Origin of the sequence: Pelagibius sp., assembly GCF_028281305.1 — a bacterium.
Classification (GTDB): domain Bacteria; phylum Pseudomonadota; class Alphaproteobacteria; order Kiloniellales; family Kiloniellaceae; genus Pelagibius.
Map to the genome: position 1 here is coordinate 36,678 of NZ_JANQKD010000016.1, position 12,361 is coordinate 49,038.

Here is a 12,361-nt window from a genome sequence, read left to right on the forward strand (position 1 = left end):
GAACACCTTGAAGCAGCAAGACAGGGCTGGAAACGATGGTGGACTTCGACAAGGACGCTCTGGTCAGCACCGAATGGCTGGCCGCGAACATGCAGGCGCCGGACCTCAGGATTGTCGACGGCAGCTACTACCTGCCCAACGAAGGCCTCGACCCGCGCCGCGAGTTCGAAGTCCAGCACATTCCGGGAGCGGTGTTCTTCGATATCGATGAGATCAGCGACCCGGGCAGCGACCTTCCCCACATGCTGCCGCCGCCGCACATCTTCTCTTCCAAGGTGCGGCGCCTGGGGCTTGGCGATGGGCTGCGTATCGTCGTCTACGATCAGCGCGGCATCTGGAGCGCGCCGCGGGTCTGGTGGACCTTTCGCTACTTCGGCCACCACGAGGTGGCGGTCCTCGACGGCGGCCTGCCGAAGTGGCTGCACGAGAACCGCCCTGTCGAAGAAGGCCCGTCGGTCAGCGAGGAGCGGCACTTCACACCCCGGGCCAACAGCTTCCTTGTGCGCGACCGCGACCAGATCCTGGCCGGGCTGGGAGATGGCCGCGAACAGGTTATCGATGCCCGCCGGCGGAGCCGCTTCGAGGGCAGCGAGCCAGAACCCCGGGAGGGTATGCGCTCCGGCCATATTCCCGGCAGCCTGAATCTGCCCTTTACCGAGATCGTCGACCAGACCAGCCAGACCCTGCTGGCGCCGGATGCGTTGCGCCAGCGTTTCGAGGCCGAAGGGCTGAACCTTGCCCGCCCCGTCGTCACCTCCTGTGGGTCCGGAGTGACCGCCGGTGTGCTGGCTCTGGGGCTGCATCGCCTGGGACATCGGGAGACGGCGGTCTACGACGGCTCCTGGTCGGACTGGGGCCGGCCCGGCGACACACCCGTCGAAACCGGCCCGGCGGGATCAGCCGCCGCTTCCAAATAGAGGCGCCGGAATGGACGGGCTACGCCCCTATGAAGATGCCGATCTCGCCGGCTGCACCGATCTCTGGCAACGCTGCGGACTGACGGTCTGGTACAACGACCCGGCGGAGGACCTCGCCCTCTGGCAACGCAGCGAATGCGCAAGGATTTTCGTTGCGCCGGCGGACGGGCGCATCGTCGGCACCGTCTGCTGCGGCCACGACGGACACCGGGGCTGGCTCTACTATGTCGCCGTCGATCCTGAGCGCCGCGGCAGCGGCCTCGGGCGCCAACTCGTGCGCAAGGCCGAGGACTGGCTGGGCGGTCAGGGCATCCGGAAAATCCAGTTGATGGTCCGCGAGACGAACCGCGGCGTGCTCGATTTCTATGCGGCGCTCGGCTACGCCAGTACGCCCCGCGCCGTGATGGCGCGCTGGCTGGAACTGCCGTCCGACCCGCCCGAGGAGAGCCCGCTACCACCCGATCTCGCGGTTGCCGCAGGCCGCGATCTGAAGGTCAACTTCGTCATCACCTTTCTGGAGATGACGGAGCGCCCGCGGCTGACTCCGGTTCCGCCGCCGCCCCGCATCCAGGTTGCCTTGATGCGGGCCCACCGCCCGACGGTGGACTTCTACCGCTTCCTCTATCACGGCGTCGGTGCCGACTGGAACTGGTGGTACCGCCGCCAGATGGCGGATGAGGAACTGGCGGCGATCCTGGAGGACGAGCGCGTCGAGGTTTTTGTGCTCTACGTCGAGGGCGTGCCGGCCGGCTATTTCGAGCTGGACCGGCGCGACGCGCCTGACGTGGACCTCGCCTACTTCGGCATGCTGCCGCAGTTTGTCGGCCAGCGCCTGGGACCCTATCTGCTCTATCAGGCGATCGAGCAGGCCTGGAGCTACGAGCCCGACCGGCTGACGGTGAACACCAACACCATGGATCACCCCAAGGCCCTGCCGCTGTATCAGAAGTTCGGCTTTCAGCCGTATCGACAGGAACGGCTGGTCATGCCCGACCCCCGGCTGAACGGCGTTATCCCGGAGTAGCGCGCCGCCGGTCTTCCATCAGCCGCGCTGGCCTGGATCGCCTCCGCCCTGACCTTCTCTGGCGCGTTGCCTGGCCAGACGGTTCAGGCGCGCCGCCTCGCGCTGCTCCGGACTGCGGTAGTAGCCGCAGCCGCGGCACTGTTCCGGCGGCTGGCCGGCCTCCAGTGCGGCATCGATCCGGCGGCGCTGCTCCAGCACTGCCTCCAGGGGCGTCAGGCCGATCTTCCCGAGACCGTAGCGCACCGTGTCCTTGACCATGCAGCAGCTCGCGATGGCGCCGTGGCGGTCCACGTAGAGGGCGCCCTTGACCCAGGGACAGCCGTGCTCGGCAGCAAAGCGCCTTCCCATCTCGATGTAAAAGTGGCGCGTCCGGCGCGTCTCCGCCAGCATGGCGGCGATTTCCGGCGTCCCGCGCACAAGCCGCCGCATGCGCAGGGCGCCCTCCGGTTCCAGCAGCCGGGCCTCCATAGCCTTGTCGTAAACGCCGGTGTAGCTCTCCATCCGGTTCAAGGGCTGGAGCGTCGCCCCGCCGTCCATCCCGAGCCGGCGGTAGAGCGCAGCAACATCCGGCAGGGTATCGATGGTGTCCTTCAGCACGGTAACGGCAAAGCCGACGGTGGGGCGCTGCAGGCCGCGGGCGTTACGCGCCTGGCGCAACCTGGATATGCCGTCCTTGACCTTCTTCAGGATGCCGCCGCGGATCTCCTGAAAGGCGGCATCATCCGGCGATTCGATGGAAACGTAGATCGCCTCCATTCCGACATCGAGGATCGATGCCACCCGCTCCTCGGAGAGCAGGCTGCCGTTGGTGATCATGGACAGATGGATGCCCCTCGCCCGCGCCTGGCGCGCCATTGCGAAAAAGCCCTTGTGCAGCAGCGGCTCGCCCTCGCCCTGCAGTTCGATGTGTTCGAGGTCCGGCAGGCTGTCCAGCAGACGTTCGAAGTCGCCGGTGTCAAAGTCGCTCTGATCCATCTGCCGGCCGCTGCAGAAGCCGCAGGTGAAGTTACAGCGGGTCGTCGGTTCCACCTGCACGAAGACCACCTTGCCCGGTGCATCCCGCACGGCGGCAGACCCCTCGCGCTCAGCCGTTTCTTCCATCGCCTTGTCCGAATCAATTCATGACGGACGCCAGACTACCAGATTGCCGCAGCGCCGTGGTCCGTTCCTGCAGACAGAAGGGGCCGGGCGGCTTCTGCCGCACCGGCCCCTTCTCCCCCCCAAGGTGTCCCAATCAGTGATGCAAGATCTGGCTGAGGAACAGTTTGGTCCGCGATGACTGCGGATTGTTGAAGAACTCTTCCGGCTCGTTCTCCTCGATGATCTCGCCGCCGTCCATGAAGATCACCCGGTTGGCGACCTTGCGCGCGAAGCCCATCTCGTGAGTCACGCAGAGCATGGTCATACCGCTCTCGGCGAGGCTCACCATCACGTCCAGAACCTCGGAGATCATCTCCGGGTCCAGCGCCGAGGTCGGCTCGTCGAAGAGCATGATGCGCGGGTTCATGCAGAGCGAACGGGCGATGGCCACGCGCTGCTGCTGGCCACCGGAGAGCTGGCCCGGGTACTTGGCGGCCTGCTCCGGAATCTTCACCCGCTCCAGGTACTGCATGGCGATCTCTTCGGCTTCCTTCTTCGGCATCTTACGCACCCAGATCGGCGCCAGGGTGCAGTTCTCCATCACCGTCAGATGCGGAAAGAGATTGAAGTGCTGAAACACCATGCCGACCTCGCGACGGATCTCGGCGATGTTCTTCAGGTCGTTGGTCAGCTCGATCTCGTCGACGATGATCTTGCCCCTCTGGTGTTCCTCCAGACGGTTGATGCAACGGATCATGGTCGACTTGCCGGAGCCCGAGGGCCCGCAGATGACGATGCGCTCGCCCCGGTTGACCGTCAGGTTGATGTCCTTGAGGACATGGAAATCGCCATACCATTTGTGCATGCCGAGAATTTGGATCGCCACCTCATCGGAGATCGACATTTGCGTGGCAGCAGCATCTGACATCCCAGTTAACCTCCTCGTTCGGTCCGCAGCCGGGCGCCCCATTCAGCGGCGCCCGTTCAGCCGGCGCCGTTGCTAGCGCTTGTGACCGGTGTGCAGTTTCTTTTCCAGATAGATCGAATAGCGCGACATGCCGAAGCAGCAGACGAAGAACAGGATCGCCGCGAAGACGTAGACCTCCCAGGCGAGGCCCTGCCACTTGGCATCGGACAGCGCAGCACGGCCGACACCCAAGGCGTCGGTCAGGCCGATGATGATGACCAGCGTGGTGTCCTTGAAAAGCCCGACGAAGGTGTTGACGATGCCCGGGATCGAGATCTTCAGGGCCTGGGGCAGAACCACCAGGCGCATGGACTGCCAGTAGCGCAGCCCCATGGCATCGGCCGCCTCGGTCTGGCCTTTCGGGATTGCCTGCAGGCCGCCACGTACCACCTCGGCAATGTAGGCCGCCGAGAAGATGGTCACCATGATCAGCACCCGCAGCACCAGATCGAAGGTGGTGCCCGGCGGCAGAAAATAGTTGAGCATCGTCGAAGCGACGAACAACAGCGTGATCAGGGGCACCCCGCGGATGAACTCGATGAACATCACGCAGAGCGTGCGCACGATCGGCATGTTGGATCTTCGGCCCAGGGCCAAGAGGATGCCGAGCGGCAGCGACGCGGCAATGCCGGTCACCCCGATCACCACATTCAGCGTAAAGCCGCCGATCTTGCTGGTCTCGACCGGCTCCAGCCCCAGGCCGCCGACCAGCAGGAAGTAGCCGATGAAGGGGAACACAGCGGAGTAGATCAGCCAGCGGGACCGGAAGGGCGCCTTGTCCCAGAGGATGGGCACCAGCGCGATGAGGAAGAGGACGGCCAGCACGTCCACCCGCCAGCGCAGGTGCTCGGGATAGAAGCCGTAGATGAACTGCCCGAAACGGACGTCGACGAGGGCCCAACAGGCGCCCTGCCCCTGCTCCCGGCACTCGGCCCGCGAGCCGGCATCCCAGACCGCATCGAAGAACGCCCATTGGAGCGCACCCGGCACGATCAGGTAGAGGAAATAGATCGAGAGCAGGGTGAGCGCAACATTCAGGGGCGAGCTGAACAGGTTCTTGCGCATCCAGACGATCGGCCCATGGGTCGCCATGGGCGGCGGCAGGTCGGGATGGGTTCCCGGCTCGTAGCGTTCGGTGGTGTCCGTCATCGCACCGCCTCCCTCAACGTTCAACCAGCGCGATGCGCCGGTTGTACCAGTTCATGAATGCCGAAATCAGCAGGGAGATGACCAGGTAGATCGACAGCACGATGATCATCACCTCCATCTCCTTGCCCGTCTGGTTCAGGGTGATGCCGCCGAAGGTGGCGACGATATCCATGTAACCGATAGCGATGGCGAGGGAGGAGTTCTTGGTCAGGTTCAGATACTGGCTGGTGAGCGGCGGCACGATCACCCGCAGCGCCTGCGGGATGATGATGAGGCGCATCGTCCAGTTGGGCTTGATGCCCAGGGCAAAGGCCGCCTCCGTCTGGCCGTGGCTGACGGCCTGGATGCCGGCGCGGACGATCTCGGCAATGAAGGCCGCCGTGTAGATCGACAGGGCGAACCACAGCGCGATGAATTCCGGCCGCAGAACCATGCCGCCCTGGAAGTTGAACCCGGTCAGCTCCGGCATTTCCAGGCTCACCGGCATGCCCGCGACGAAAAAGGCGAGCAGCGGCAGGCCGACGATGGCGGCGACCCCGATGGAGAACACGGGATAGATCTGCCCCGTGGCTTCCTGGTGCTTCTTGGCCCAGCGGCTGAAGACGATGACACCGGCGACCGCCGCCAGGAAGGCCACGACCACCAAAGAGAAACCATCCTCGAATATCGGCTGCGGAACGTAGAAACCGCGGTTGGTCAGGAAAACGCCTTCAGCGGGCGAAACCGCCTGCCGGACTGCCGGCAGGGTGTGCACGATCACCGCATGCCAGAGCAGGATCTGCACCAGCACCGGAACGTTGCGCGTGAACTCGATGTAGCAGTAGACGATGCGGTTGATCAGCCAGTTGCTGGACAGACGCAGCACGCCCAGGATGAACCCCAGGATGGTTGCGAAGATACAGCCGGTGACCGCAATCAGCCCGGTGTTCAGCAGCCCCACCACGCCGGCGCGGAAGTGCGTGTCGCGCGAATCGTAAGGGATCAGAGTCTGGTTGATGTCGTAGCCGGCCGGCGCCTGCAGGAACTCGAAGCCGAAGGTCTTGCCCAGGGCCTCAAGGTTCTGCACCGCGTTGGTGGCCAGGAAAGCCAACAGCATGAACATGCCGGCGACCACCAGGATCTGCGTGATGACAGCCCGGTAGCGCTTGTCGGACCAAAGCCGACCCAGCGTCATCTGTTGTGAATCTTGTTCGATTGCGGCCATGGCTTCACCCCGCTGCGATGCCCGCGCGCGTCAGGGAGTCCCGAGGCTCCCGCGCCAAAAAGAAATGGGCAGGGGATACGCCAGCACGGCTGCCGGCGTATCCCAAGCCCACTTCATGCGTTTGCGCTTAGCGCATCGGCGGTGCGTAGATCAACCCACCGTCGGTGTAGAGCGCGTTGATACCGCGCTCCAGGCCAATCGGGGTCTCCGAGCCGATGTAACGCTCGAACACCTCGCCGTAGTTGCCGACCTGGCTGATGACGTTGTAGGCCCACTTCGCATCGAGGCCCAGCATGCCGCCGAGGTCGCCCTCGGAGCCCAGCAGACGCGCAACTTCAGGATTGTTGCTGGCGCCACCGGCCATCTCGTCGACGTTTGCAGAGGTCACGCCGTACTCTTCGGCGTTGATCATGGCGTTCAGGGTCCAGCGGACGACGTCGCCCCACTGCTCGTCACCCTGGCGCACCAGCGGCCCCAGCGGCTCTTTGGAGATGATCTCCGGCAGAACGATGTGGTCGGCCGGATTGTCGAAGGCGGCGCGGCTGGCTGCCAGACCGGAGGCGTCCGTCGTGTAGACGTCGCAGCGGCCCGCCAGGTAGTTGGTGCGCGCTTCTTCGTTGGTCTCGATGGGCACCGGCTCGTAGTTCATGTTGTTGGTGCGGAAGAAGTCCGCCAGATTGAGCTCGGTGGTGGTGCCGGTCTGGATGCAGACCGAGGCGCCGTCAAGATCCTTGGCGCTGCCGACGCCGAGGTTCTTGGGAATCATGAAGCCCTGGCCGTCGTAGTAGTTCACGCCGATAAAGGTGAAGCCCAGATCGACGTCGCGGCTGAACGTCCAGGTGGTGTTGCGGGCAAGCATGTCGATCTCGCCCGAAGCCAGCGCCGTGAAGCGTGTCTTGCCGGTGGTCGGCGTGTACTTCACCTTGCTGGAGTCACCAAACACGGCAGCGGCAACAGCCTGGCAGACCGAGGGGTCGAATCCCCGCCAGTTGCCGGCATCGTCGGTGAAGGAGAAGCCGGGGACACCGGTCGACACACCGCACTGCACAAAACCCTTCGCGCGGACATCGTCCAGAGTGCCAGCGGCAGCACCAGTGGCACCGACTGCAGTGAGTGCGCCAGCCGCGAGCAATACCTTCATTGTAGACATGGAAAGACCTTCCCTGCTGTTCGTCGTTTATTGTCTTATAGCGAGCATCGGTCCGGCTCTGACTGCCTGTTATTGTTAACTTTTCAGGCTCCCTGCAGGACGCGTCAGCGCTCGCATGAGCGAACCATGTCTCACTCGCCCAGGAAAGGCAACAGCTTGCTGGACGCCGAAAGGCAAAAAAGTGACCGCCCGCCCGAATTCCTCAAAGCCCATTTGCAGGGCCGCGGGAAACCGCAAAAGCCAGCCGTCTGCCGGCCCTTGTTTGCCCGCTGACAAACCGCGGCTTGCAGCATGAAACCGTCCCGGCCGGGATGTCCTTGGTGCTTGGCTTCGGCGGTCCAATCGGCGACCTTTACGCGAACATCCCGCTCACCGGACCGCCGTCCCGGCGGAGGAAGACTGGAAGGCCGCACCCAATGAGCAAAGGCGAGAAACGCCGTCCCGAGACCCTCCTGGCCCACCTGGGCCGGAACCCAAGCGCCCACTTCGGAACCGTGAATACGCCCGTCTACCACGCCTCGACGCTGATCCGGGAGAACGTGGAGGCTTACGAAGAGGCGGGCCGGAACCGCTGGGTCAAGGGAAAGAGTTCCTATGGCCGCAGCGGCACCCCCACAACCTTCGCCTTCGAGGAGACGGTTGCCGCGCTCGAAGGGGCCTACGGCGCCATCGCCCTGTCCTCCGGTCTGCAGGCGATCGCGGTCGCCCTGATGGCCTTCGCCAAGGCCGGGAGCCATGTACTGGTGCCCGATTCCATCTACTATCCGGGGCGCAAGATCTGCGAGGAATTGCTGCGGGAGAGCGGGGTCGAAACCACCTTCTACGACCCGCGCATCGGCGGCGGTATCGCCGCACTGATCCGTGACAACACGGCAATGGTCTACCTGGAATCGCCGGGCTCGCTGACCTTCGAGGTGCAGGACGTCCCGGCGATCGCAGCGGCCGCCCGTGCTGCCGGCGTGGTGACGGCAATCGACAACACCTGGGCCACGCCCCTCTTCTTCCGGCCCCTCGATCACGGCATCGATATCGTCCTGCACGCCGCGACCAAGTACATGGTCGGCCACTCAGACGCCATGCTGGGGGTCATCGCCACGCGGGAGGAGCATTACGAAAGGCTGCGGCGCACCAGCCAGCACATGGGCTGCGCCGCAGCGCCCGACGATCTCTATCTCGGACTGCGCGGCCTCAGGACGCTGGCGGTGCGCCTCGAGCGTCATCAGGAGAACGCACTGCGGCTCGCCGCCTGGCTCAAGCAGCGCCCGGAGGTCGACCGCATTCTCTATCCGGCCTTGCCCGACAGCCCGGACCACGAGATCTGGAAGCGGGATTACAAGGGCGCCTCTGGCCTGTTCGCCATGGTATTGAAGCCCTGCGCCCGCAGCTCCGCGGTCGCGATGATCGACGAGATGGAGTATTTCGGCATCGGCGCGAGCTGGGGCGGCTATGAGAGCCTGATGCTGCTCACCGACCCGCGCCCGATCCGCACGGCAACGGCCTGGACGGACCCGGGCCCCGTCGTGCGCATTCATGCGGGGCTCGAGCACAGCGACGATCTGATTGCCGATCTCGAAGCCGGCCTTGACCGGTTGAACGCGGCGGAGGATACCTTGGCCGCCCGGGCCGGCTGACCTGAACTAGCTGACCGGAGCAGGCCAGCCGCGGCCGGAACACGCAGAATGGATGAGAAACGATGACGCCACTGACAGCGGAGATCGAAGGGGCTGTCACCTTCAACGACCAGGGTCTGGTCCTGGCCGTTGCCCAGCAGCACGACAGCGGCGAGGTCCTGATGGTGGCCTGGATGAACAGGGAAGCGCTGGCGGAGACCCTGGAAAGCGGACAGGTCTGTTACTGGTCGCGCTCCCGGAAGAACCTCTGGCGCAAGGGTGAGTCCTCCGGCCAGACACAGCGGCTGGTCGAACTGCGCGTCGACTGCGACGGCGACTCGCTGCTCTTGCGCGTCGATCAAAAGGGGGTGGCCTGCCACACCGGCCGCCGGTCCTGCTTCTATCGCGCCGTCGATGAAGGCGGTGGCCTCAAGGAACTGCTGCCGGTCGAGGTGGACCCCAAGGCACTCTACGGAGGCTAGGTGCCCATGATCGGCCAAGCCCCGGTGATCGCCCGGGCCCCGCTTCGCCTTCGGCGCCTGTTTGGCGCCCTGGCCTGGCTCTCTGCGGTCCTGGCGCTCCCGGCATCGGCCCCGGCGGAAACCGTCACCCTCTTCGCCGCGGCCAGTACGACCGATGCGGTCGAGGAGGTCGCCGAGGCCTTCGCCGCTTCGACCGGAGGGTCGATCCGCCCGGTGGTCGCCGCCTCCTCCACACTGGCCCGCCAGATCGCCCAGGGCGCCCCGGCTGACATCTATCTGTCCGCCAACGTCCGCTGGATGGACTATCTGGACGAGGAAGCCCTGATTGACCGGCGGAGCCGGATGACTCTGCTGTCCAACCGGCTGGTGCTGACCGCGCCAAGCGACTCCGACCTCCAGGTCACCCTCTCGCCGGACGCCGAACTGGCCGCGAAACTCGGCGACGGGCGCCTTGCCATCGGCGACCCGGCCCATGTGCCCGCCGGCATCTATGCCCAGAGAGCCTTGGAAGCCCTTGGACTGTGGCAGGATATCTCCGGCAAGCTGGCCCAGGCCGCCAACGTCCGCGCCGCCCTCGCCCTGGTGGAACGTGGCGAGGCGCTGGCCGGCATCGTCTACGAAACCGATGCCGCCATCTCAGAGCGCGTCAAGGTGATCGACGTCTTTCCCGCGGCGGTCACGCCGGAGATAAGCTATCCGCTGGCCATCGTCGCCGGGCGCGACAGTCCCGCGGTCCGCCGGGTCTATGACTTCCTGCAAAGCGGGGCGGCGACTGCGATCTTTCGCAGGCACGGCTTTACAGTGGCGCCCCAGGGAAGCTAAACGGCAGGGGATCGTTCCCCTTTTTGGTTTGCCGAGGTCATGCTGGAACTGACGCCGCTGGAAAGCGAGGCCATCCGCCTGAGCCTGCGCGTAGCCTTCTGGGCCGTGTTGGTCAGCCTGCCCTTCGGGTTGGCTGTGGCGTGGCTACTGCAGCGCTATGAGTTCTATGGCAAGACCCTGCTCAACGGCCTCGTCCACCTGCCGCTGGTTCTGCCGCCGGTGGTGGTCGGCTATCTGCTGCTTGTCCTGCTCGGGCGGCGTGGCCCGCTCGGCTCGTGGCTCTATGAGACCTTCGGCTTCACCCTTCCCTTTACCTGGGAAGGCGCAGCCCTGGCCGCCGCTGTCATGGCCTTTCCGCTGATGGTCCGGGCCATCCGCCTGTCCATCGAGAGCGTCGACCAGAACCTGGAGACCGCCGGGCGCACCCTGGGCGCCTCGCGCAGCGCGGTATTCTTCACAATCACCCTGCCACTGATCGCTCCGGGTATTCTCACCGGCTGCGTTCTCGCCTTCGCGCGCAGCCTCGGCGAGTTCGGCGCGACCATCACCTTCGTCTCCAACATTCCCGGCGAGACGCGGACGCTGCCCCTTGCCCTCTACAGTCTGATCCAGACTCCCGAGGGCGAAGCCGGGGCGCTGCGGCTTGCCCTTCTCTCGGTGCTCTTGTCGCTGGCGGCCCTCGGCGCCTCGGAACTCATCGCGCGGCGCCTGCGCAGCCGGTTGGCCGGATAGGGGCCTCGGCAGGATGACTCAACAGAAGGAGAGCCAGCACCCGGAAACCAGGCGCCTTGATGTCGATGTCGAGCGCCGCCTGGGCGAGTTGCAACTCCAGGCCCGGTTTTCCTGCGCCGCCGCGGGGATCACCGCGGTGTTCGGGCGTTCCGGCGCGGGCAAGACCTCGCTGGTCAACATGCTCGCCGGTCTGCTGAAGCCCGAGCGGGGCCGCATCACCCTCAACGGTGAAACCCTTTTCGACTCCCAGGCCGGTATCAATGTGCCCATGGAGCGCCGACGCCTGGGGTACGTGTTTCAGGAAGGACGCCTCTTCCCGCACCTCTCCGTGCGCGGCAACCTGGCCTACGGCTTCAAGCGCGTACCGAAAAACGAACGCCGCATCCAGCTCGACGAGGTCGTCGCGCTGATGGACATCGAAGACCTTCTCGAACGCCGGCCCAGCGCTCTCTCGGGCGGTGAGAAGCAGCGCGTCGCTTTGGGCCGTGCGCTTCTGGCTAACCCCAAGCTGCTGCTGATGGATGAACCGCTGGCGGCCCTCGACCAGCCGCGCAAGGACGAGATCCTGCCCTTCATCGAGCGGCTGCGCGACGAGATGGCGATGCCGATCGTCTATGTCAGCCACTCCATGCAGGAGATCGTCCGCCTCGCCGACACCCTGGTTCTCATATCGAAGGGCAAGGTCGAGGCCGTCGGGACCGTCGAGGATCTCACAAGCCGTCTGGACCTGCGGCCATTGACCGGGCGCTACGAAGCAGGCGCCGTGCTGACGACGGCGGTAGCGGGGCAGGACAAGGCCTTCGGACTGACCGAACTGCGCTTTGCAGGGGGCCGCCTGCGGGTGCCGCACCTGAACCTGCCCCTCGGCCAGAGCCTGCGCGTCAGGATCCGCGCCCGGGATGTCTCAATCGCCCTATCGAAGCCGGAAAATACAAGCATTCTCAATATGATAGAGTGCACGGTGCAGGCGATAGGCGAAGAAAGAAGCCCCCAGGTCGACCTGCAACTCGACGCCGGTGGTGCAGCGATCTGGGCCCGCATCACGGCCCGCTCCTGCCGCGCCTTGGACCTGCGCCCCGGCCTCAAGGTCTTCGCCCTGATCAAGAGCGTTGCGATCGACCGCCAGAGCCTGGGACGGCGCGACAGGGCCGAGCGCTTCCTGGCCGAAGACCAATGATTTGCGCGACAACCCTCGCGGATTTTGCTAACATGGTTAACACGATC

General features: G+C 65.2%; 12 protein-coding genes. 7 read left to right on the forward strand and 5 right to left on the reverse strand.

Annotation, left to right across the window (positions count from 1 at the left end; all coding sequences use genetic code 11):
- Window positions 1-35 precede the first annotated feature (35 nt).
- Complete coding sequence (sseA, locus tag Q0982_RS04130; RefSeq protein ID WP_299392032.1) at window positions 36-917, forward strand: 3-mercaptopyruvate sulfurtransferase; 882 nt, start codon at window positions 36-38, stop codon at window positions 915-917.
- Between the two features lie 10 nt (window positions 918-927).
- Window positions 928-1,941 (forward strand): GNAT family acetyltransferase, encoded by a 1,014-nt coding sequence (locus tag Q0982_RS04135; protein WP_299392034.1) that lies wholly within the window; start codon window positions 928-930, stop codon window positions 1,939-1,941.
- 18 nt (window positions 1,942-1,959) lie between these two features.
- On the opposite strand, the gene Q0982_RS04140 is transcribed toward Q0982_RS04135, so the two are convergent.
- The 5 genes from Q0982_RS04140 to Q0982_RS04160 all read right to left on the reverse strand — a co-directional run bounded on the left by Q0982_RS04140 (window position 1,960) and on the right by Q0982_RS04160 (window position 7,482).
- Window positions 1,960-3,042, reverse strand: coding sequence for a radical SAM protein (locus Q0982_RS04140; protein WP_299392036.1), 1,083 nt, complete (start codon window positions 3,040-3,042; stop codon window positions 1,960-1,962).
- 133 nt (window positions 3,043-3,175) lie between these two features.
- A complete protein-coding gene (locus Q0982_RS04145; protein ID WP_299392039.1) occupies window positions 3,176-3,949 on the reverse strand; it encodes an amino acid ABC transporter ATP-binding protein in 774 nt (257 codons plus the stop codon).
- 72 nt (window positions 3,950-4,021) lie between these two features.
- Window positions 4,022-5,137 carry an amino acid ABC transporter permease gene (locus Q0982_RS04150; protein WP_299392042.1) on the reverse strand — a complete coding sequence of 372 codons (1,116 nt, stop codon included), beginning with the start codon at window positions 5,135-5,137 and terminating at the stop codon, window positions 4,022-4,024.
- A gap of 13 nt (window positions 5,138-5,150) precedes the next feature.
- Window positions 5,151-6,311 carry an amino acid ABC transporter permease gene (locus tag Q0982_RS04155; protein WP_299392044.1) on the reverse strand — a complete coding sequence of 387 codons (1,161 nt, stop codon included), beginning with the start codon at window positions 6,309-6,311 and terminating at the stop codon, window positions 5,151-5,153.
- Window positions 6,312-6,468: 157 nt separating this feature from the next.
- Window positions 6,469-7,482 (reverse strand): amino acid ABC transporter substrate-binding protein, encoded by a 1,014-nt coding sequence (locus Q0982_RS04160; RefSeq protein ID WP_322096951.1) that lies wholly within the window; start codon window positions 7,480-7,482, stop codon window positions 6,469-6,471.
- A 425-nt stretch (window positions 7,483-7,907) separates the two neighbouring features.
- On the opposite strand from Q0982_RS04160, the gene metC reads away from it, so the two are divergent.
- The 5 genes from metC (at window position 7,908) to modC (ending at window position 12,314) form a co-directional block, all read left to right on the forward strand.
- Window positions 7,908-9,122: a cystathionine beta-lyase gene (gene metC / locus Q0982_RS04165; protein WP_299392048.1), complete on the forward strand. Its 1,215-nt coding sequence runs from the start codon at window positions 7,908-7,910 to the stop codon at window positions 9,120-9,122.
- A 62-nt stretch (window positions 9,123-9,184) separates the two neighbouring features.
- Entirely contained in the window at window positions 9,185-9,583 is a 399-nt protein-coding gene (gene hisI / locus Q0982_RS04170) for a phosphoribosyl-AMP cyclohydrolase (protein WP_299392051.1), read from the forward strand.
- 6 nt (window positions 9,584-9,589) lie between these two features.
- Window positions 9,590-10,405 (forward strand): molybdate ABC transporter substrate-binding protein, encoded by an 816-nt coding sequence (gene modA, locus Q0982_RS04175; protein WP_299392052.1) that lies wholly within the window; start codon window positions 9,590-9,592, stop codon window positions 10,403-10,405.
- A 39-nt stretch (window positions 10,406-10,444) separates the two neighbouring features.
- Window positions 10,445-11,137: a molybdate ABC transporter permease subunit gene (modB, locus tag Q0982_RS04180; RefSeq protein ID WP_299392055.1), complete on the forward strand. Its 693-nt coding sequence runs from the start codon at window positions 10,445-10,447 to the stop codon at window positions 11,135-11,137.
- A gap of 13 nt (window positions 11,138-11,150) precedes the next feature.
- Window positions 11,151-12,314 carry a molybdenum ABC transporter ATP-binding protein gene (gene modC, locus Q0982_RS04185; protein ID WP_299392057.1) on the forward strand — a complete coding sequence of 388 codons (1,164 nt, stop codon included), beginning with the start codon at window positions 11,151-11,153 and terminating at the stop codon, window positions 12,312-12,314.
- Window positions 12,315-12,361 lie beyond the last annotated feature (47 nt).